Source organism: Meiothermus cerbereus DSM 11376 (assembly GCF_000620065.1).
Classification (GTDB): domain Bacteria; phylum Deinococcota; class Deinococci; order Deinococcales; family Thermaceae; genus Meiothermus; species Meiothermus cerbereus.
In genome coordinates, this window is sequence record NZ_JHVI01000026.1 from 18734 (window position 1) to 37508 (window position 18775).

An 18775-nucleotide genomic window follows, 5' to 3' on the forward strand; every position below is an offset into this window, starting at 1 on the left:
CCACCCCCTAGTGGGCCTTCTCCGAGATGCCCAGAGCCCGCTGCAAGAACACAATGGCGAAGGTCAGACCGGCCAGAATCAGGGCCGCTGCCGAGGCCAGACCCACCTTGCCCTCCCCACTAAAAACGTTGTTGTAGACGTAGTAAGCCAGCACGATGATGGAGTCCAGCGGGGCTGCGTCACCCATCAGGGCCACCTGGTCAAACATCTGCAGGGTGCCGATCAGCGAAAGGGTAATCACCAGAAATGTGACCGGGCGCAGCATGGGCACAGTCACGTTAAAAAACTGCTGCAAGGGGGTTGCGCCGTCAATGGCGGCGGCCTCGTAGAGGCTTTTTGGAATGTCCTGCAGGCCCGCCAGAAAGATGAGCATCAGGGTGGGAATGGTGGTGAAGGTGTTCAGGATGATGATGCTCCAAAGCGGGATGGGAATACCCAAAAAGCGGTCGGGGTTGGTGAGCCAGGTAAACTCGGGCGGACGGGCCTCGAGCGGCCGTACCAGCCCCAGTCCTACCAGCCCCCAGGTCAGGGCCAGTGCCACCAGCAGCGAGATGGTAGCCAGGGCCGGGTCGAGCCAGGCTAAAGGCACCCCCCGCCACCGCTCCCAGCCCACCTGCACCACCTGGGCCAGCATGAATACGCCCAAAAAGGTAAACAGCACCGGGCTTACCGAACCCAGGTAGCCCAGAAAGGTGTTCAGGAAGCCGGTTTTCTGGAAAAACCAAATAGCGATTACCGTAACGGCTGCCGAAGAGAGCACGCTGGGGATGTAGTAGACCGTGCGAAAGAAGGTGATGCCCCGCAGCCGCTGGTTGAGCACCGCAGCCAGGGCCAGGGCCAAAAAGGTCTGAATGGTCGTGACCACCAGCATAAAGCTGATGGAGTGGGTGAGGGCCGCCATAAAGCGAGGCTCACGGAACAGCTCGACAAAGTTGGCCAGCCCCACAAAACGACTGGACTGCCCAATCAAGGTGGCGTCGGTAAAGCTAAAGCCCACCGTACGCACAAAGGCAAACACAAAGAAAATGCCCAGGTGAATAAGAAACGGAGCCAGAAACAAAAGCGCATACAGCGCTTCGGTTCGTTGGGCGCGACGCATACATTCCCCCTAGGGGAATGGAGCAGGGCAGCCCCTGCTCCATCCCGTCAAACCGCCTAGCGCACGATGCGGTTTAGCTCGGCCTGGGCATCGGCGATGGCCTGATCAATCGACTTCTTACCACTTATTACCGCCTGCAGGGCCTCGTTAATGGGGCGCATCCAGTTGCCCCCATCCAGCGCGCCAAACTTGAAGGGCAGCACCGCCCCGCCTACGCTGGTCGAACCCTGGAAGACCACCCGGTTGAGCTCGTTCTCCTTGCCCGGGCGCTGGAAGATGGGGCTGTTGGCCAGGGCACTGCGGCTGGGAAGGGCCAGGCCGCGGGAGAGAATCCAGTTCTGGGCTTCAGGGCTGGTTAGCTGGCGCAACACTTTGGCTGCGGCTTCCTTGTTTCTGGAGGCTGCGTTCATGCTCCACGAAACGGTAAAGATGAAGTTGCCCCGCTGCTTGGTAACCGGGTCGAGGGGGATAAAGGTGGTGCCATAGCGCATGTTGGGGGCTTTGTCGCGCAAGAAGCCGCCAATCCAGGCCCCCTCGATGGCTACTGCCGCCTTTTCGGCCCCAAAGCAGCCGCCCGTCCAGCCCTCACCCAGATCCTGGGCGTATTTGCCGGCCCCGTCCTTGACCAGGCTGGTGTACCACTCGAAGGCCCGGCGGAAGTTGGCGTCCAGCACGGTGCGACCCTGGGCGTTAAAAGGACGCCAGCCCGTGGCATGGGCGAAGGCCCCAAAGCGGGCATAATCGGCCACTACGCAAAGCCCGGCCACGTCCTTGAGGGCGCCTTGCACACGCTTTAGCTTATCTTTGAAGGTCTCCCAGGTGTCGGTCTGGTTGGGGTAGGGCACCTTGGCCTCGTCGAAGAGGTCTTTGTTGAATTGCACAGCCAGGGTGTTGAAGTCCTTGGGCAGACCGTAGACGTTGCCGCGCAGGGTAAAGGCGTTAAGCAGGTTGCGATTGAAAACGGCCAGTTCTTGCGGGGTGAAGTACTTGTTCAAAGGCTCGACCCGACCCGAAGCAAACAGCGGCTCCGACCAGAAGATGTCCACATAAAAGAGGTCGGCAGCCGTACCGGCCGAAAGTGCGTTGAGCAGGGTGGCCCGGTAATCACCCTCGATGCCCTGGTACTCGGCCCGAATGCCTTCTTTTTCCAGCGCCGGGTTCACAATCTCCCGAACCAGGCTGCTGAGGATTGCGGTATCGTTGCCGCCGAAGCCCTGTAGCTTTACTACCGTTTGCGCTGAGGCCAGGCTCAGCCAAGCCAGGGCCAGAATTGCCAGTATCTTCTTCATGGGTTCCTCCTAAAAACATCTCGCCATTTGCCGATTCAACCAGTAATGTGTCGCCTAGCCTCCCACCTCCTTCAAGCAGGTTGTGCCCCGCACCACCAGGCGCACCGGCACCCGCACCCCATAGGGGCGAACCCCCGTCAGGGCTTCCTTGAGCAGGCGTGCGGCGGTACGGGCAATTTCTGCGATGTCCTGCCGCACGGTGGTGAGTTGTTCGCCCACCTCGGGCAGGTCGTCGTAGCCCACCAGCGAGACGTCCTGCGGCACCCGCTGGCCCAGATCTTCCAGTGCAGCCAGCGCACCCACCGCCATCTCGTCGGAAGCAGCAAAAAGGGCGCTGAAGCGCAGGCCCCCCTCCCAGGCCTTGCGAACCACCCGGTAAGCGGTAAGGGTAGAGAAGTCGCCGTCTAGGACCAGCTCGGGACGGTAAGGCACCTGGTAGGCCTCGAGGGCCTGTCGGTAACCGCGCAGCCGTTCCCGTCCGGCCTGGTGCTGGGGCTGGCCGGTGAGGTGGGCAACCTCACGGTGGCCTAGCTCGAGCAGGTGGCGGGTGGCTGCATAAGCCCCCCCTTCGTCGTCCGGCGCCACCCAGAAAGCCCCTGGGTATACCCCAACCAACACGTGGGGCGTGCCGGCCTGGGCCAGGGCCTCCAGGCGGGGGTCGTGGTCGTGGGCGCCCAGCAGGATGTAGCCTTTTGCTGGCCGCAAAGGCAACCCCGCGGGATCGGTGGGGGTCTCCTCCAGGCGCAGCCCCGCCTGCCAGAGCGCTTCGGAGAGGTGCTCAAACAACAGCACGAAGTAAGGGATGTAGCGCCGCACCCCAGGGGCCAGCAGAATACCCACCGTGTCGCCTTTGCCAGTAAGCTCCCGGGCAGCCTGCATGGGCACGTAGCCCAGACGTGCCACCACCTCGAGCACCCGTGTCCGGGTCTCGGGGTGTACCCCCGGTCGCTGGTTCAACACCCGGCTGACCGTGCCGGTAGATACCCCGGCCAGGCGGGCCACGTCTTGAATGGTGGGGGTTTGTTGGTTCTCCATAGATCTAATTTTGTAATCGCTTACAGATTTTCGTTTATAATAAACACAGCCTATGAGACTGTCAATACAGCGATAATATCTTGATATGGCGTGAGCTACTGGGAAGATTTTTGTAATCGTTTACAACACCTCTGTTTTTCCATCGCCATCCACCCTGCCTGCAGCTTTTGCACCACGCCACCAGGGGCTGCCTGATAAGATGGGGCCGACATGAAAGGACTCATTCTTGCCGCTGGACGAGGCACCCGGCTTCGCCCCCTAACCCACACACGCCCCAAGCCGGTTATTCGGCTGGCGGGCAAACCCATCATTCGGTATGCGGTAGACAATCTGCTCGAGGCTGGTATTGCCGAGGTGGGGGTGGTGGTCTCCCCCGACACCATAGAGGACATTAAACTGGCCCTCAAAGACTGTTTGGGTGTACAGATTACCTACATTGTTCAGGAGGAAGCCCTGGGTATAGCCCACGCGGTCGGCACCGCCAGGGAGTGGCTAGGACAGAGTCCCTTTGTGCTGTATCTGGGTGATAACCTCTTCCAAAGGGGCATCAAACCCTTTGTGGACGCGTATAGGCCCGGCCTGGGCGCCGTTATCGCCCTGGTGCGGGTGCCTGACCCCAGGCAGTTTGGGGTAGCTGTGCTGGAGGAAGGGCGCATCAAGCAACTGCTCGAAAAGCCCAAAGAACCCCCCTCCGACCTGGCGGTGGCCGGGGTTTATGTCTTTGGCCCCGTCATTATGGAGATAATTGCCAACCTCGAGCCCAGCGCCCGGGGCGAGTACGAGATCACTGATGCCATCCAGGCCCTGGTAGACCAGGGTCACACTGTGCTGGGGCAGGAAATTAGCGGCTGGTGGAAGGACACCGGACGCCCTGCCGACCTGCTGGATGCCAATCGGCTCTTGCTGGTAGAACAAAAAAGTCCTACCCCGGTTATCGAAGGACAGGTGTACGAGAGCCAGGTTACCGGCAGGGTGGTTATCGCCAAGGGCGCGGTGGTCAAAAATAGCACCATCCTGGGCCCGGTTCACATAGCCCCAAACGCCATTATCGAGGGAGCTTACATTGGGCCTTTCACCTCCGTGGGCCCCAACGCCATCGTCCGACAGGCCGAGGTGGAGTACTCCATTCTGGAAGACGGCGCAGTGGTGGAGGATGTACCGCTACGGCTGCACGAGTGCATCCTGGGCGTAGGGGCCAGGGTAACGCGTCGCCATGGCCTGCCCAAAGCCCACAAGCTGGTGTTGGGTGATTTGAGCAGCCTCGAGCTGGCCTGATATGAACCCCGTCTGAAGCTTTCTGTTTAGGGCAACTCTGGGCGCCGCTTCCGGTGGGGCCCCAGCAAAAAAAGCAAATCACAGACATTTCTTATGACGTCTTTAACCTTGCTTGCACACCGCTTTGACATGTGCGGGGTATAGTCGCAGGTGGAGGTGGTTTATGTGGCCGTTTGGAAAGTCATTGTCCGCTCGAGTTCAGGATGCCATTAACCAGTGGCCCCCCCTGCAGGGACTGGGCCTCACCATTGAAGAAAAAGGGGGAAATGTCCGTATTACCGGCGCAGTGCCCCGTCAGCCGCACCTGGCCCTTCTGCAGAGCACGGTGGAGGGTGTCAAAGGGGTTAAATCGGTGGATCTGAGCGGGGTAATTGTTGCCCAGCAAGAGGTTTCCGAGGCCGCAATCGCCGCCGAAGAGGAGGTCATCCGCAAGGCCACCGAGGCCAGCAAGCTAGCCAAAAAGGTGCTCGCCACCCTGGAAGCCAACAACGAGCTCAAGGACGACCCCATCGCGGTGCTGCAAAAAGGCAGCGGGGTGGTGCTGCAAGGCGCGGTGGACAGCCAGCACGAGTTCAACCTGGCCGTCCAGCTTGCTAAACAGGCCGGGGCCACCGAAGTAGACGCCAGCGGGCTGAAGGTGGTCGAGGGCGCTAAAGCCAGGTTTGCCGCCGAGCAGGGTGGGGTCAACATCCCCGACGAGTGGTACACCGTGCAGCCCGGCGACACCCTCTCGGGCATTGCCCTCAAGTTTTATGGTGATGCCTCCCGCGAGAGCTACATGAAAATAGCCCGGGCCAACAACATCGCCAACCCCGACCTGATCCGGGTGGGACAGAAACTGCAAATCCCCCGATAGGGCGCTCTTCACAAATATTGAGCTGTTCACTTGTTGGCTTTGTCCGGCACAGCACAGTTGCCTCCCGGATGGGAGGCAAGGTCTGTGAAGAGTGCGATAAAACTTGGTTGCTACAAGCCCCCGTCTGGGGGCTTTTTTTGTTGGCGGCCTGACCTACCGGCCCTCCCGGTATCGCCGCAGGTTCTCCATATCTTCTTGCACCAGGTCATCGCGCCAGGCCAGCGATTCGAGGTGGTGGCGCAGCTCATGCACCAGGGTTTCCCAGATTTCGCCCTCCCAGTCAAACTCGGAGTCTGCGGCGGCCAGCGCAGCAAAAGAGCCATAGAACAGAATAATGTGCCGTCCAATACCCGCAAAGCCTCCCAGTACCGAAGGGTAGCCAGGGTCGTAGTACTCCCCCAGGCGCAGCAGTTGGGGTTCATCGGGATCGGTTTTTAGCTGCTCCAGCACGTGAACACCCTGCAAGCCACGCTTGTACTCGGATGGAATTTCATCCCATAAACGCGCCGCGGTTTCGACAAAGGCCTCGTAGGTCATCGGGCCCAGTGTGGCACAGGTAGGTGAAACCAAGCGTGAGAACAGGTGGGCCTGCTTGACAAATGTTTAGTCTTGCCTAAAAATGAAGGTCTATCTGGTAAGGCTTGCCTAAATCTCGGGGTAAAAACCATGAATAAAAATGCCAGCCGAACCCCACTCTCTGAAGCCCAGGAAGACTACCTGAAGCAGGTTCTGCTGCTGGGCAGCGGCAGTGAAGGCACCGGCAGGCTGGAGGATACCCACCCGGTGTCTACCCAATCGCTGGCCGACCAGATGCAGGTTAAGCCCGCTTCGGTCACGGGAATGCTCAAAAAGCTGGCCGAGTTGGGGCTGGTGGAGTACGAAGCCTATCGGGGAGTACGGCTTACCAGGGCCGGTTATAGGGTAGCTCTCGAGGTGCTGCGCCACCACCGGCTGATTGAGGCCTATTTGCATCAGGCCCTGGGCTATGGCTGGGAAGAGGTTCATGTCGAAGCGGAGAAGCTCGAGCACCACATCTCCGAAGCCTTTGAGGCCCGCATTGCCGAGTGGCTGGGCCACCCCGCCTACGACCCCCACGGCGACCTGATCCCCAGCGCGGCCCTCGAGCTTCCCCCCGCCGCCCCCAACCGCTGCCTGAGGGCCCTGGAAGAAGGCACCCGCGGCCTGGTGGCCCGGGTCGCCACCCAGGATCAGGACGCGCTCAACCTGCTGGCCCACCTGGGTCTCAAGCCCGGCGCTTCCCTTTTGCTGCTCGAGCAGGTACAAGAGGGCAGCCGCATCCAGGTGGGAAGCCAGCGCTATTTGCTGCCAGCCAGCCTGGCCCAGGTGCTGTGGATACAGCTCGAGGGAGAACACCATGCACATCGGTAGCTATCTCAAATCTTCTGTGCTGCTAAGCCTGCTAACGCTGGGCCTTTCTCCGCAAGCCAGCGCCCAGCAACAGGACAAAATCGCCCAGCTTCTACCCCTACAGCAAACCCCCGTGCAGGTTGTAACCACGGTCAACTTCATCACCGACTTAGTGCAGCAGGTGGGCGGCAACCGGGTGCGGGTAACAGGCCTGATGGGGGCCGGGGTAGACCCCCACCTGTACAAGGCTTCGGCGGGGGACGTGCGCCGGCTGCAGCAAGCTCACCTAATCTTCTACGGGGGATTACACCTGGAAGGCAAGATGGTGGAGTTGCTGGAACGCCTGCCCAGGGCCATTGCCGTAACCGACGCCATCCCCCGCGAACGCCTGATCCGCCCCCCCGGCGGCTTCCAGGGCCAGTACACCTACGACCCCCACGTCTGGTTCGACGTGACCCTCTGGCAGCTCACGGTAGATCGGGTGCGCGATGCCCTCAGCCGGGTCGACCCGGCAGGTAGCGCCTACTACCAGGCCAGCGCCGCCGCCTACCGCCAGCGTTTAGCCCAGCTCGATGCCTTTATCCGTCAGCAAATCGCGCTGGTTCCACCCCAGCAGAGGGTACTGATTACCGCCCACGACGCATTTGCCTATCTGGGGCGGCGCTATGGCCTCGAGGTGCGCGGCCTGCAAGGGATCTCCACCGTCTCCGAAGCCGGCGCCCGCGACGTACAGGAGCTGGCCGAGTTTATCGTTCAGCGCAGGATTCGCGCCATCTTTGTGGAGTCCAGCGTACCCCGGCGGCCCATCGAGGCGGTGGTGGCAGCAGCACAGGCCAGAGGCTGGAACGTGGTTATTGGGGGCCAGTTGTTTTCCGACAGCGCTGGAAACCCTGGTACCCCTGAGGGAACCTATGTGGGCATGATGGAGCACAACATCCGCACCATCGTAAACGGACTTTTGGGGAGGCAGCTGTGACCACGCATCCCAACCAAGCCGCCCCGCACTGGAGGCTGGGGGCCCCCAGCCCCCTCAGCGTGCGTGACCTTACCGTGGTCTACCGCGAGAAACCCGCCCTGTGGGATGTGGATCTGGAAATCCCGGCGGGGCAGCTATGCGCCATTGTGGGCCCCAACGGTGCGGGCAAGTCCACCCTGATTAAGGCCGTGCTGGGGCTGGTACCCAGAGCCTCGGGACAGGTTCGCTTCTTTGGTCAAAGCCTGGCGCAGGCCCGCAAACGCATTGGCTATGTGCCGCAGCGGGGGTCGGTAGACTGGGACTTCCCCACCAGTGTGCTGGACGTGGTGATGATGGGGCTTTATGGCAAGCTGGGGTGGTTCAGGCGGCCCGGCCCGCGCGAGCGTGAGGCCGCCCTGCGCTGTTTGGGGCAGGTCTCGCTGCTCGAGTACGCCCATCGGCAGATCTCGCAGCTATCCGGCGGCCAACAGCAACGGGTATTCCTGGCCCGGGCTCTGGCCCAGGACGCCGACCTCTACTTTATGGATGAGCCCTTTGCCGGAGTAGACGCCGTTACCGAGGAAGCCATCCTGCGTGTGCTGCACGAACTTAAAGGGCACGGCAAAACCGTCGTGATAGTCCACCACGACCTTCAAACCGTGCGCGACTACTTCGACCACCTGACCCTGCTTAACGTGCAGGTGATCGCCAGCGGAGCTATGGACGAGACCTTCACACCTGAGAACCTGAAACGAACCTATGGCGAGCGGATGCGCTGGGGAGAGGGGGAAGCTAAGGAAACACCCTGAGCTCAGCCAAAGCCCCCTACCTGAAGTCTTCTTTTGCATCTTCCCTACCCTGCTATGTCCGATTTGCTGCTTATCTTCACCGACTACACCCTGCGCAACGTGGCGCTGGGCTCGGCCATACTGGGTGTGGTGGGCGGGGTGCTGGGCACTTTTGCCGTGTTACGCCGCCAGAGTCTGATGGGAGACGTGCTGGCCCATGCGGCGCTGCCGGGCATCTGCCTGGCTTTCATCCTTACCGGCAGCAAAACCCCGCTAATTTTGCTTTTAGGTGGGGGCCTGGCTGGCTGGCTGGCGGCCTTGCTGGTGCTGGCCGTTTTGCGGCACAGCCGCCTGCCCGAAGACTCGGCCTTAGGGGTAATGCTGAGCAGCTTTTTTGGGTTCGGTGTGGCCCTGCTTACCTTTATCCAGCACAGCAACAACGCCAGCCAGGCCGGGCTGGATCACTTTATTTTCGGGCAGGCCGCTACCATCGTGGCCTCGGATGTGTTGAACTTTGTGGTGCTGGGCGGAATTGCTCTCTTGTGTGTGGGCCTTTTCTACAAAGAGTTCAAACTGCTCTCCTTCGACCCCGCCTACGCCCACAGCCTGGGGCTGCCGGTGCAGGGCCTCAGCACCCTGCTCACCTCGCTAACGGTGCTGGCAGTCATGGTAGGGCTACAGACCGTAGGGGTGGTCTTGATGGCCGCCATGCTGATCGCACCGGCGGCAGCCGCCCGCCAGTGGACCGACCGGCTCAGCAACATGATTGGGCTCTCGGCGCTGTTTGGGGCCCTGGCCGGGGTTAGCGGAGCCCTGATCTCGGCCAGCCGCGAAAACCTGCCCACCGGCCCGCTGGTGGTGCTTACCATGAGCGCGATTCTGCTGATCTCACTCCTGCTGGCCCCACAACGGGGACTGGTGTGGGACTGGGTACGTACCCTGCAAAACCGCCGCCGGGTTCGCCTCGAGCGCCTGCTGTTGGAAGCCCAGATGCTCCACCAGCACCAGCCCCTCACCCCCCAGGCCCTGGCGCTACACCGGCATGAATCGCAATCGGCGGCCCAGCAACACCTGGAGGAACTACAGTCGCGCGGCTGGCTCGAGCCAGGCCAGCAAGGCTTCCGCCTGACCCCGGCGGGCCAGCAAAAAGCCCAGGAGCTCGAGCAAGCCATGCGGGTCTTGCCCAAATCCGCTGAGGACAGGTGATATGAGCGCCGATCTGGTTATCGTACTAACCGCCATTTTGGTCTCTGTGGCCTCGGCCCTGGTAGGCACTTTTCTGGTGTTGCGCCGCATGGCCCTTCTGGCCGATGCCATCTCCCATGCGGTGCTGCCGGGCATCGTACTGGCCTACTGGCTTTCTGGCGGTGGACGGGCAACCCCAACCGCCTTACTGGGGGCTGCGGCTGCTGGCCTGGTAACCGTAACCCTGGTAGAGTGGCTCACCCGCAGCGGTAAGGTCAAAAACGACGCCGCCATCGGAATTGTCTTCCCTGCCCTGTTTAGCCTGGGGGTGCTGGTGGTTTCGCTTTATTTCCGCCAGGTGCACCTCGACCTCGACGCAGTGCTCTACGGCGAAATTGCCTACGCCCCCTTCAACACCCTGACCCTGTGGGGCCAGGAAATCCCCGAGTCCTGGCTGATGATGGGGTCGCTAACCCTGCTTAACCTGCTCTTTGTGCTGCTGTTTTACAAAGAGCTCAAGCTTTCCACCTTCGACCCCGGCCTGGCCGCCGCACTGGGCTTTGCTCCTGGAGCGCTGCACTACGGGCTGATGACCCTGGTCTCGCTTACCTCGGTGGGCGCCTTCCAGTCGGTAGGAGCCATACTGATTGTGGCCTTCCTGATTATTCCCCCCGCCACCGCCTATCTGCTCACCCAGCGCCTGCCGGTCATGCTGGGCCTGGCGGTGGGGGTGGGGGTGGTTTCCAGCCTGGTGGGCTATGGGTTGGCCATCTGGTTCGATGCTTCCATAGCTGGCATGATGGCCACTGTAGCCGGCGTCTGTTTTGCCCTGGCCTTCTTGTTTTCACCCCTGGAAGGCCTGCTCACTACCCGGCTGCGCCGGAAGGCTGAGCGCCTCGAGGTGGCCGCCTGCCTGCTGGTGGCCCACCTGGCCCACCACGACCAGGCGGTCTCCGACCAAGAGGTACTGGAGGAGTTTGGCTGGAACCCCCGCTTTTTGCAGCAGGCCAAGGAAAAAGCCCTGCAAGCCGGCTGGCTCGAGGTGTTCCAGGAAGGCCTACGCCCAAGCCCTGCTGGCCTGGCCATAGTCGCAAGCCGCGCGCCTCATAAGAAATGTCTTTGATTTGTTCTTTTTCTGGGGCCCCCGCCTGAAGCACGGGCAGCAACAACCTGAAAAACGATGGTGCTCAAGCCTGTCCCTAGCGGAACGATTCAGGCGGGGTTCATATCAGCGGCGCACCTCCACGCTGCTGCGGTTGCCCGCTGCGTCCACGGCGATCAGGGTCACGCGGCGCACCGGCAGCTCCACATAAAAGCTCACTTCTTTGCCCTTGGGCAGCGACAACGGGCTAAAGGTGCGGTCGTACTGCAAGGTCACCCGGTCCACCCCGGTGTCGTCCAGCACCCGCCCGGAAATTTGCAGCGTAGACTCGGTGCGGGCCGGGATTTCTTCTTCGGTACCATCGGGCAGCGTGCGCTTGCGGGCCGGTTGCACCACGGTGACGACCCGCTCGGCCCGCTCGAGGACAATCTGCGGCGGGCGGGCATCCAGCACCATCGGCAACCGCACGGTGCGGGTCTGCCCACTCGTATCGGTGGCATCCACCCTGATTTCCACCTGCCCCGACTGCGGGGCCTGCACCCGGAAGCTGAAGCGCACCAGCTTCTGCCCTCGGTTGGCTTCGGAAAGTAGCTCCTTTCCGCCCGCCTTCACGCTTTGTACCCCCACATCATCGAGGGCATAGCCCTGTACCTGCAACGAGCGCTGCGAAAGCACGCCGCTCTTGGGCTGGGTGATGCCAATCAGAGGTGGCTGGGTATCGCCGGGCCTCTGGCAGGCCGAAAATAGCGACAAGAATAAAAAAAGAAGGGGCGCGTACCGCACCCCTCCAGTCTACATTCAGAGTTTATTTGAAGATTAGGCCAGCTCGCCCATTAAAGTCGGGCCGAAAACCGCCTGGGAATAACACCGCCGCACCGACTTGAAACTCGCTGTAAAACTTCAGACCTCTCAGCCCAAGAGCACTCGGATCCCACTCGAGACCCACCAAGCCGTGAGGGAAAAGGTAAATCTCGTTGGCAACGAAAAACCAATAACCCAACGAAACACCGGCCCCGTAGTACCAACTAAGGGCAAGATTGGTTTCACCCAGAGCCTGTTTCCCAAGGATAAGATCCGCACTTGCACCAAGTCCCCAGAAGCCCAGACCTGCACCAAGACGGAGGTTATTTGTTTGGGTTTGGATCCCAATCCACTCAGGATAACCCGAGTAGAGGCCAAAGCCATCCGACTGGGCCTTACCAAGAGAGCCAAACATCAAAGCAAACAGCACAACCAGGGGCATTAAACGTTTCATTTCTTGCTCACCTCCAAGGGTAGTCTAGCACCTCGGCGTTATATTTGCGTTACTTTAGGTAGTATAGTGCGCATTTATTCGCACATAGCCCTCGGTCAGGTCGCATCCCCAGGCCATTCCCTGGCCCTCACCCAGCCCCAAATCGGCCTCTACCAGCACTTCTTCGGTCTGCATGGCCTGGCTGGCCTGGGTTCGGTCGAACTCGAGCACCCTTCCGGCGTAAAGGGGGATGCCTTGAAGGGAAATGCGAACTTTATCCACCTCGAGCGCCACCCCGGCCTTGCCCAAGGCCATCATGATGCGGCCCCAGTTGGGGTCGTTGCCGTAAACGGCGCTTTTCCACAAGGGGCTGGCCGCTACCGACAAAGCCGCTTTACGGGCTTCCGCATCGCTTTTGGCCCCCGTAACCCTGACGGTCAGGAGCTTGGTAGCCCCCTCGCCATCGCGGGCTAGCTTGCGGGCCAGTTCCACACAAACCTGCTCCACCGCCTGCCAGAAGGCCTTTAGGTCTACCGGCCCCGCCGCGCCGTTGGTCATCAAAACAGCCATGTCGTTGGTGGAGGTGTCGGTGTCCACCGTAACCTGGTTGAAGCTTCGGTCCACCACCCCCTGCCAGCCCCGGCGCAATTCCTCTTGCGAGACCGCCGCATCCGAGACGATATAGGCCAGCATGGTTGCCATGTTGGGGGCAATCATCCCGCTGCCCTTACAAACCCCCACCACCCGCGCCCCACCCTGCAGGGTGGCCTCGGCCATTTTGGGCACCAGGTCGGTGGTCATGATGGCTTCCATGAAGGGGTCGATGTCTGGGCCCAGCCGAATGTTGGGTAGCGCAGCCTCTATTTTTTCCACCGGCAATGGCTGCCCAATCACCCCGGTGGAGGCGGTTAACACCAGCTCGGGCACAAGCTGCTGTTGCGCCGCCACCAGTTCGGCCATACGCCGGTCGGCCCAGACCCCATGTTCGCCGGTAGCGCAGTTGGCATTGCCCGCATTGACCACCACGGCTTGCAAAGCCTGGCCGGAGGCCAGCAGCATGCGGCCTCGAGCCACACAGGGCGCGGCGGCTTTGTTCAGCGTTCCCACATAAGCCCAGTTACAGGGCCTTCCCGAAATCAAAAGGGCCAGATCGGGCTTACCCGAAGGCTTGATGCCAGCCTGGGTTGCACCCGCACGAAAACCAATGGGCAGTCGCATAGCAGCAGCATATCTTTTTGGCGGCGCTTGGAAAAGCAAGCCCTTACTGCTGCGTAGCCTTACCTCCAAACAAAAACCGTATCATCTCAGGAAAACGCCGCGCCCAGTGGCCCTCGTTATGTACCCCTTCCGGGTCTTCCAGGTACAGGTAGTCCTGGCCGGGCTGCCAGCCTTTTTGCAGCAACAAGCGGTGCATGCGGCGCACCCCCTCCAGATAACGGCGGCTGCTCACGTGGGAAAGGGTAATCTCACGAAAGCCCACGTCCATATAGAGCCTGCCCGGCACCTGCTGCGCCCTCTCGACAAAGCTGTAGATGGCCCCGTCGGCAAACCAGAAGGCCGGGCTTACCACGCCCGCCAGGCCAAAAACCTCGGGGTGCAGGTAATAGGCGCACAAACTGATAAAACCGCCCATCGAAGAGCCCATTACACCGGTATGCTCACGGCCCGGCAGGGTACGAAACTCGTCGTCTATAAAGGGTTTGACGGTTTCGACCAAAAACTTGAGGTATTTGTCGCCCTTGCCGCCACCGTGCTTGGGGTCGCGGAAGGGGCTGTATTCGCCCAGGCGCTCCACCCCCATGTTGGGAATGCCCACCACTATGGCTTCCAGGCCCTCCTGGGCCAGCATTTCCATGCTCTCGTCCACCTGCCACTCGCCCACGTAGCTGGTGGCCTCGTCGAAGATGTTCTGGCCGTCGTGCATGTAGAGCACCGGGTAGTGGCGGCTGCTCTTGCGGTAGGAAGGGGGAAGGTAGACCAGAATGTCGCGCTTGTTGCCCAGCTGGGGGCTGCGCATGTCTTTGTACACCAGCACCTCGCCCACCACGGTGTGGCCGGGGCCGGTAGGGTGCGGCTTCCATACTTGTGTTTGAGCAGAATAGCCCATTGGGGTATTGTAAGGGCTCAACGTCAAAAGTCGAGGTCATCCCAGACCTGCACCCCTCAGGGCTTGCGTACCCTGCCGCTTCCTCTTCCGGGTGGCAGCGTGCGGATAACCAAGCTGACCAGCGTTGTTATTCCCAGCGGCGAAACCTGGCGGGTAGGCGGACGCTAGGCCTACCGTTATGAGCTCAAAGGCCGGATTGTGGTGTTTGACCTCTAGGGCTTCCTCGAGGTCGAAAACCGCATTGTTGCCAGGGAAACCATCACGGTAGCGGCAGGCCAGTTTGAGGCACTCAGGGTTGAAGCTATTTTCCGGGGTGAGTTCGGCATCGCCCTTAGCGGCAAGGCCACCTACTGGTTTACCGAGGAGGTGGGGGTGGTAAAGCAGGTGAGCGATAGTAATTTTGGCGGGCAGAGCAGTGAGTTGCTGGAGTTCAGGCGCAGTGGATAACTAAATGAAGCTCCATTGTCAGTCAAAATCTGCACAGGGCACTTAGGTTCAAGCTACCTAGAAGCCTCACTAGCAAGCATCTTTCCAATGGCCTGCTCCAGAGGCTTGAGTTCATTCTCAATCACATCCCAAAGCACCCGGCTATCCGCAGAGAAATAAGCATGAACCAGCACATCGCGCATCCCCGCAATGACACGCCACGGAATTTCGGGCTGCTTGAGGCGCAGCTCGTCGGGGATTTGCTTAACTGCCTCACCTATGACCAAAAAATTGCGAATACATGCATCTAAAACCAGTTCATTTTGGTCAAACTCCTCAAATACCAGCCCCTGAGTGTAGCGGCGGATGCGTGCCGCAGCCTCGAGAATATCCTGCAAATACAGATCTAGCCTACGCGACACGCCTCAGGTCTCCCTCGAGTTCCTTACGAAGCTGCGGTTTGAGGCTTCTTAGGGTAGTCAAATCAACAGCCACGCCAAGCCAATCCTCGAGCGCCAGCTTAAGCCCCACAAAATCACGCAACGTGTAGCGCTCCAGTTCAACCACAAAATCAACGTCGCTGCCGGGCCGTGCTTCACCCCTGGCCACCGAACCCGCAACATACAGCTTTTGAACACCAAAAGTACGCAGTTCGGCTAGGTGTTGGCGCAGGACATTTTGCAGCTCTGCAAGCGTCACAAGGTTATTTTAGCAAGCAAAACCCGAAAAAATCACCCGACCCGGACAAACCAGAGCAAGAAGGGGCTCAAATCCCCAGACCGCCCACCCGCGCCTTCTCCACCGGCACCCCGGTCAGGCCGTTGAAAGCGTCCACCTCTTCCAAAAAGCGGTGGAACAGGTAGATCGAGTCGTGCGGGCCGGGGCAGGCCTCGGGGTGGTACTGCACGCTAAAGACCGGGTAGCGCAGGTGGGCCATGCCTTCCAGCGTCCCGTCGTTCAGGTTGATGTGGGTGGGCTTGAAGTCTTTGAGGGAGTCGGGGTCTACCGCGTAGCCGTGGTTCTGGCTGGTGATCTCGATCTTGCCGGTGAGCAGGTTCTTAACCGGGTGGTTGGCCCCCCGATGCCCAAACTTGAGCTTGAAGGTGCGCCCCCCTGCGGCCAGGCCCAAGAGCTGGTGGCCCAGGCAGATGCCAAAGGTGGGCAACAAGCCCATCAGCTTCCAGAGGGTCTCGTGGGCGTAGCGGGGCATGCTGGGGTCGCCGGGGCCGTTGGAGACGAAGAGGCCGTGGGGCTCCAGGGCCATGATCTGCGCGGGGCTGGTCTTGCCCGGCACCACAATCAGCTCGAAGCCTAGCTCGGCCATGTAGCGCATCTGGGCGTGCTTGATGCCAAAGTCCATCACCACCACCCGGCGCTGCCCCTTGAAGGTAGGGAACTGGTAGGGCAGCGGAGTGGAGACCTCTGGGGTCATGTCCCGCCCGTCAATATCGGTCCATTTGCGGGCCTCTTCGCGCAGGGCGGCCAGGTCTTCGGGGGTAAAGCGGTAGCCGGGCGAACCGAAGTGGGTGGCATGGGCAATCACCCCTTTCATCACCCCGCCCTCGCGGATTTTGCGCACCAGGGCCCGGGTATCGATGCCCTCGAGGCCAATCACCCCGGTATCGCGCATAAACTCTTCCAGGCTCTGCTGGGCGCGGGGGCCGGCGGTGTATTTGCTGAACTCCCGCGCCACAAAGCCCCGCACCCAGGGCCGGTTGGACTCCATGTCGAAAACATTCACCCCGTAGTTGCCCTGGTGGGGGTAGGTCATCACCACGATCTGGCCGTGGTAGCTGGGGTCGGTCAGGATTTCCTGGTAGCCGGTCTGGGCGGTGTTGAACACCACCTCTCCCACGCTCTTACCCCGGTGACCAAAGGCGTAGCCGTGGTAGGCGGTGCCATCCTCGAGTACCAGCACTGCGCGTTCTCTCATGCCCTAAGCCTCGCTTCCCAAACTGACAATATACACGCTTTTCGCATTTATATACAGCCAACCTTCGAAAGTTGCATGAACCCCGTACTGGTGTGGACTCGTTCCGGCTGCTCAGACCCGCTTATAGGCATTTTCGACGTCCAGCACCTTGGTCACCCCAATCTCGCGGCAGTTGTCGTAAAAGGGGCAGGCGCTGCACTCGGCAAACACCTTGGGGGGCAGGGCCTCGCGGGTGGTCACCTGGTAGCCCAGGTTGGTGAAGAACTTGACCTGCAGCGTCCAGGCAAAAATCTGGGGGATGCCCAGGTCCTTGGCCTCACGCTCGGCGGCCAGGGCAATCCAGCGGCCCAGGCCCTGCCCCTGGCGGTCGGGGTGGATGGCCAGACCCCGCACCTCGGCGATGTCGTGCCAGAGGATGTGCAGGGCCCCGCTGCCCACGATCTGGCCGTCTTCGTCTTCCAGCACAAAAAAGTCGCGCAGATTTTCGTATAGGTGGTTGTGGCTGCGTACCAGCATCAGGCCCCGCTCGGCCCAGTACTTGATGAGGGTGTAGATGGGGTCTACATCCTTCATGCGGGCCTTGCGCAGCTCCACATTGGCATCCCACCGCACCCTGGGCAACACGGTGGTTCCAATCTCAATGGTGTTCATCTTCCCCCAAACCTCCCAATATCATTCTTCGACCTCGAGCCGCGCTACCTGCAGGGCTTCCCGCACCGCTTCGGGTGCTGTACCGCCGTAGCTTCGTCGTCGGTGGATGGCCGTCTCCAGGCGGGTGAGCGGCAGGGCGTCCTCGCCAAATAAGGGGTGAAAACCTTGCAACTCGGACAGGCTCAAGTCGCGCAGTTCCTTGCCCGCTTCGGCGCAGTGCCGCACGATACGCCCGACCACGTGATGAGCTTCGCGGAAGGGCAAGCCCCGTTCAGCCAGATAGTCGGCCAGCTCGGTAGCCAGCGAGAAGCCCGACTCGGCGGCCCGGAACATGATCTGGGGGTTCCAGCGCAGGCCCGGCAGCATGGCGGCCAGCAGCTTGACCGAGGCCCGGTAGGTGTCCACCGCATCGAAGAGGGGCTCTTTGTCCTCCTGCAGGTCTTTGTTGTAGGTCAGGGGCAGGCCCTTGGTGAGGGTGGCCAGGGCCACGAAGCTGCCCAGCACCCGGCCCGCCTTGCCCCGGATCAGCTCGGCGTGGTCGGCATTTTTCTTCTGCGGCATGATCGAACTGCCGGTACTAAAGGCGTCGGGCAGGGTGGCAAAGCCGAACTCGAGGGTGGTGTAGAGGACAATCTCCTCGGCCAGGCGCGAGAGGGTGATCTGAGCGATGGCCAGGGCCGCCAGCACCTCGAGCACAAAGTCGCGCGAGGCCACCGCATCCATGGAGTTGCGCATGGGGCGGGCAAAGCCCAGGGCCTGTGCGGTGGCGTGGCGGTCGATGGGGAAGCCCGTACCGGCCAGGGCCGCGGCCCCCAGGGGCGACTCGTTGAGCCGGTTCAGGGCGTCCTGCAGGCGGCCTGCATCGCGGGAGATCATCTGGTAGTAGGCCAGAAACCAGTGCGAAAGCAAAACCGGCATGGCCCGTTGCAGATGGGTGTAGCCCGGAAGGATCAGGGGGGGCTCGAGGTACTTCTCGGCCTCCTGCACCAGCACCTTACGCAGCGCCTTGAGTTCCTCCAGCAGTCGGGTTAGCTCGCCCCGCACCCACAGGCGCAGGTCGGTGGCCACCTGGTCGTTGCGGCTGCGGGCGGTGTGCAGCTTGCCCCCTACCGGGCCAATAAGCTCGATCAGGCGGGCCTCAATGTTCATGTGCACGTCTTCCAGCTCTTCGCGCCACTGAAAGGTACCCCCCAAAATCTCCTGCTCTACCGCCAAAAGGCCCTGGCGAATCTGGGCCTCTTCCTCGGGGGTAAGGATGCCCTGCTGGGCCAACATGGCCGCATGGGCCAGCGAGCCCTGGATATCCACCAGGGCCAAGCGACGGTCAAAGGTCCAGGAGGCGTTGAACTCTTGCGCGATTTTGCTGGGGGCCTCGCTGAAGCGGCCTCCCCAGGTTTTTTGAGCGGTGTCCTGGCTCAAAAATCCCCCCTCTCCCCCCGAAGATTACGCGGGAGTGTAAATACAATCTTGCG

Annotated in this window: 21 protein-coding genes; 8 read left to right on the top strand and 13 right to left on the bottom strand. The window is 61.1% G+C overall.

Annotation, left to right across the window (positions count from 1 at the left end):
* Positions 1-7: 7 nt before the first annotated feature.
* From Q355_RS0110470 to Q355_RS0110480, 3 genes are read right to left on the bottom strand one after another with little or no spacing between them, the layout of a single operon-like run.
* The gene (locus tag Q355_RS0110470; protein WP_027877758.1) at positions 8-1099 is read right to left on the bottom strand and encodes a carbohydrate ABC transporter permease; all 1092 of its coding nucleotides are present in this window, start codon (positions 1097-1099) and stop codon (positions 8-10) included.
* Between the two features lie 56 nt (positions 1100-1155).
* Positions 1156-2388, bottom strand: a complete 1233-nt coding sequence (locus tag Q355_RS0110475) for an extracellular solute-binding protein (protein WP_027877759.1) — start codon at positions 2386-2388, stop codon at positions 1156-1158.
* A 54-nt stretch (positions 2389-2442) separates the two neighbouring features.
* Entirely contained in the window at positions 2443-3423 is a 981-nt protein-coding gene (locus tag Q355_RS0110480; protein WP_027877760.1) for a LacI family DNA-binding transcriptional regulator, read from the bottom strand.
* Between the two features lie 210 nt (positions 3424-3633).
* Between Q355_RS0110480 and Q355_RS0110485 the strand changes: the two genes are divergently transcribed.
* The gene (locus Q355_RS0110485; RefSeq protein ID WP_027877761.1) at positions 3634-4698 is read left to right on the top strand and encodes a glucose-1-phosphate thymidylyltransferase; all 1065 of its coding nucleotides are present in this window, start codon (positions 3634-3636) and stop codon (positions 4696-4698) included.
* Between the two features lie 163 nt (positions 4699-4861).
* Positions 4862-5554 carry a LysM peptidoglycan-binding domain-containing protein gene (locus Q355_RS0110490; protein WP_027877762.1) on the top strand — a complete coding sequence of 231 codons (693 nt, stop codon included), beginning with the start codon at positions 4862-4864 and terminating at the stop codon, positions 5552-5554.
* Between the two features lie 153 nt (positions 5555-5707).
* Here Q355_RS0110490 and Q355_RS0110495 read toward each other — a convergent pair whose 3' ends face one another.
* On the bottom strand, positions 5708-6091 hold the full coding sequence (locus Q355_RS0110495) for a metallopeptidase family protein (RefSeq protein ID WP_027877763.1): 384 nt from the start codon (positions 6089-6091) through the stop codon (positions 5708-5710).
* 129 nt (positions 6092-6220) lie between these two features.
* On the opposite strand from Q355_RS0110495, the gene mntR reads away from it, so the two are divergent.
* From mntR to Q355_RS0110520, 5 genes are read left to right on the top strand one after another with little or no spacing between them, the layout of a single operon-like run.
* Positions 6221-6943, top strand: a complete 723-nt coding sequence (gene mntR / locus Q355_RS0110500; protein WP_027877764.1) for a manganese-dependent transcriptional regulator MntR — start codon at positions 6221-6223, stop codon at positions 6941-6943.
* Positions 6930-7898, top strand: coding sequence for a metal ABC transporter solute-binding protein, Zn/Mn family (locus Q355_RS0110505; protein WP_027877765.1), 969 nt, complete (start codon positions 6930-6932; stop codon positions 7896-7898). Before mntR ends, Q355_RS0110505 begins: the two co-directional genes overlap by 14 nt.
* Positions 7895-8686 (top strand): metal ABC transporter ATP-binding protein, encoded by a 792-nt coding sequence (locus Q355_RS15745; protein ID WP_281172018.1) that lies wholly within the window; start codon positions 7895-7897, stop codon positions 8684-8686. The genes Q355_RS0110505 and Q355_RS15745 overlap by 4 nt, the downstream gene beginning before the upstream one ends.
* 54 nt (positions 8687-8740) lie before the next feature.
* On the top strand, positions 8741-9871 hold the full coding sequence (locus Q355_RS0110515) for an iron chelate uptake ABC transporter family permease subunit (RefSeq protein ID WP_027877766.1): 1131 nt from the start codon (positions 8741-8743) through the stop codon (positions 9869-9871).
* A gap of 1 nt (position 9872) precedes the next feature.
* Entirely contained in the window at positions 9873-10973 is a 1101-nt protein-coding gene (locus Q355_RS0110520) for a metal ABC transporter permease (protein ID WP_027877767.1), read from the top strand.
* Between the two features lie 105 nt (positions 10974-11078).
* Here Q355_RS0110520 and Q355_RS0110525 read toward each other — a convergent pair whose 3' ends face one another.
* From Q355_RS0110525 to Q355_RS0110540, 4 genes are read right to left on the bottom strand one after another with little or no spacing between them, the layout of a single operon-like run.
* The gene (locus Q355_RS0110525; protein ID WP_027877768.1) at positions 11079-11735 is read right to left on the bottom strand and encodes a hypothetical protein; all 657 of its coding nucleotides are present in this window, start codon (positions 11733-11735) and stop codon (positions 11079-11081) included.
* Positions 11736-11757: 22 nt separating this feature from the next.
* Positions 11758-12207, bottom strand: a complete 450-nt coding sequence (locus tag Q355_RS0110530) for a hypothetical protein (RefSeq protein ID WP_027877769.1) — start codon at positions 12205-12207, stop codon at positions 11758-11760.
* 54 nt (positions 12208-12261) lie between these two features.
* Entirely contained in the window at positions 12262-13404 is a 1143-nt protein-coding gene (argJ, locus tag Q355_RS0110535; RefSeq protein ID WP_027877770.1) for a bifunctional glutamate N-acetyltransferase/amino-acid acetyltransferase ArgJ, read from the bottom strand.
* Between the two features lie 43 nt (positions 13405-13447).
* Positions 13448-14293 carry an alpha/beta hydrolase gene (locus Q355_RS0110540; protein WP_027877771.1) on the bottom strand — a complete coding sequence of 282 codons (846 nt, stop codon included), beginning with the start codon at positions 14291-14293 and terminating at the stop codon, positions 13448-13450.
* 240 nt (positions 14294-14533) lie between these two features.
* Here Q355_RS0110540 and Q355_RS17260 point away from each other — a divergent pair, with 240 nt between their 5' ends.
* Positions 14534-14740, top strand: coding sequence for a TapB family protein (locus Q355_RS17260; protein ID WP_342665524.1), 207 nt, complete (start codon positions 14534-14536; stop codon positions 14738-14740).
* Positions 14741-14793: 53 nt separating this feature from the next.
* Here the strand turns inward: Q355_RS17260 and Q355_RS0110545 are convergent, their stop codons facing one another.
* The 5 genes from Q355_RS0110545 to argH all read right to left on the bottom strand — a co-directional run bounded on the left by Q355_RS0110545 (position 14794) and on the right by argH (position 18722).
* Entirely contained in the window at positions 14794-15117 is a 324-nt protein-coding gene (locus tag Q355_RS0110545; protein WP_245597554.1) for a HepT-like ribonuclease domain-containing protein, read from the bottom strand.
* Between the two features lie 13 nt (positions 15118-15130).
* The gene (locus Q355_RS0110550) at positions 15131-15418 is read right to left on the bottom strand and encodes a nucleotidyltransferase family protein (RefSeq protein WP_051529387.1); all 288 of its coding nucleotides are present in this window, start codon (positions 15416-15418) and stop codon (positions 15131-15133) included.
* A gap of 67 nt (positions 15419-15485) precedes the next feature.
* Complete coding sequence (gene carA, locus Q355_RS0110555) at positions 15486-16652, bottom strand: glutamine-hydrolyzing carbamoyl-phosphate synthase small subunit (RefSeq protein WP_027877774.1); 1167 nt, start codon at positions 16650-16652, stop codon at positions 15486-15488.
* A gap of 111 nt (positions 16653-16763) precedes the next feature.
* The gene (locus tag Q355_RS0110560) at positions 16764-17303 is read right to left on the bottom strand and encodes an N-acetyltransferase (protein WP_027877775.1); all 540 of its coding nucleotides are present in this window, start codon (positions 17301-17303) and stop codon (positions 16764-16766) included.
* 21 nt (positions 17304-17324) lie between these two features.
* A complete protein-coding gene (argH, locus tag Q355_RS0110565) occupies positions 17325-18722 on the bottom strand; it encodes an argininosuccinate lyase (RefSeq protein ID WP_027877776.1) in 1398 nt (465 codons plus the stop codon).
* Between the last annotated feature and the right edge of the window lie 53 nt (positions 18723-18775).

Coding starts and splice junctions, on each gene's coding strand:
- Q355_RS0110485 (WP_027877761.1), top strand. CDS start 3,634: ATGAAAGGACTCATTCTTGCCGCTGGACGAGGCACCCGGCTTCGCCCC.
- Q355_RS0110480 (WP_027877760.1), bottom strand. CDS start 3,423: ATGGAGAACCAACAAACCCCCACCATTCAAGACGTGGCCCGCCTGGCC.
- mntR (WP_027877764.1), top strand. CDS start 6,221: ATGAATAAAAATGCCAGCCGAACCCCACTCTCTGAAGCCCAGGAAGAC.
- Q355_RS0110505 (WP_027877765.1), top strand. CDS start 6,930: ATGCACATCGGTAGCTATCTCAAATCTTCTGTGCTGCTAAGCCTGCTA.
- argJ (WP_027877770.1), bottom strand. CDS start 13,404: ATGCGACTGCCCATTGGTTTTCGTGCGGGTGCAACCCAGGCTGGCATC.
- Q355_RS0110540 (WP_027877771.1), bottom strand. CDS start 14,293: ATGGGCTATTCTGCTCAAACACAAGTATGGAAGCCGCACCCTACCGGC.
- Q355_RS0110495 (WP_027877763.1), bottom strand. CDS start 6,091: ATGACCTACGAGGCCTTTGTCGAAACCGCGGCGCGTTTATGGGATGAA.
- Q355_RS0110530 (WP_027877769.1), bottom strand. CDS start 12,207: ATGAAACGTTTAATGCCCCTGGTTGTGCTGTTTGCTTTGATGTTTGGC.
- Q355_RS0110560 (WP_027877775.1), bottom strand. CDS start 17,303: ATGAACACCATTGAGATTGGAACCACCGTGTTGCCCAGGGTGCGGTGG.
- Q355_RS0110515 (WP_027877766.1), top strand. CDS start 8,741: ATGTCCGATTTGCTGCTTATCTTCACCGACTACACCCTGCGCAACGTG.
- Q355_RS0110520 (WP_027877767.1), top strand. CDS start 9,873: ATGAGCGCCGATCTGGTTATCGTACTAACCGCCATTTTGGTCTCTGTG.
- Q355_RS0110475 (WP_027877759.1), bottom strand. CDS start 2,388: ATGAAGAAGATACTGGCAATTCTGGCCCTGGCTTGGCTGAGCCTGGCC.
- Q355_RS0110490 (WP_027877762.1), top strand. CDS start 4,862: ATGTGGCCGTTTGGAAAGTCATTGTCCGCTCGAGTTCAGGATGCCATT.
- Q355_RS0110470 (WP_027877758.1), bottom strand. CDS start 1,099: ATGCGTCGCGCCCAACGAACCGAAGCGCTGTATGCGCTTTTGTTTCTG.
- carA (WP_027877774.1), bottom strand. CDS start 16,652: ATGAGAGAACGCGCAGTGCTGGTACTCGAGGATGGCACCGCCTACCAC.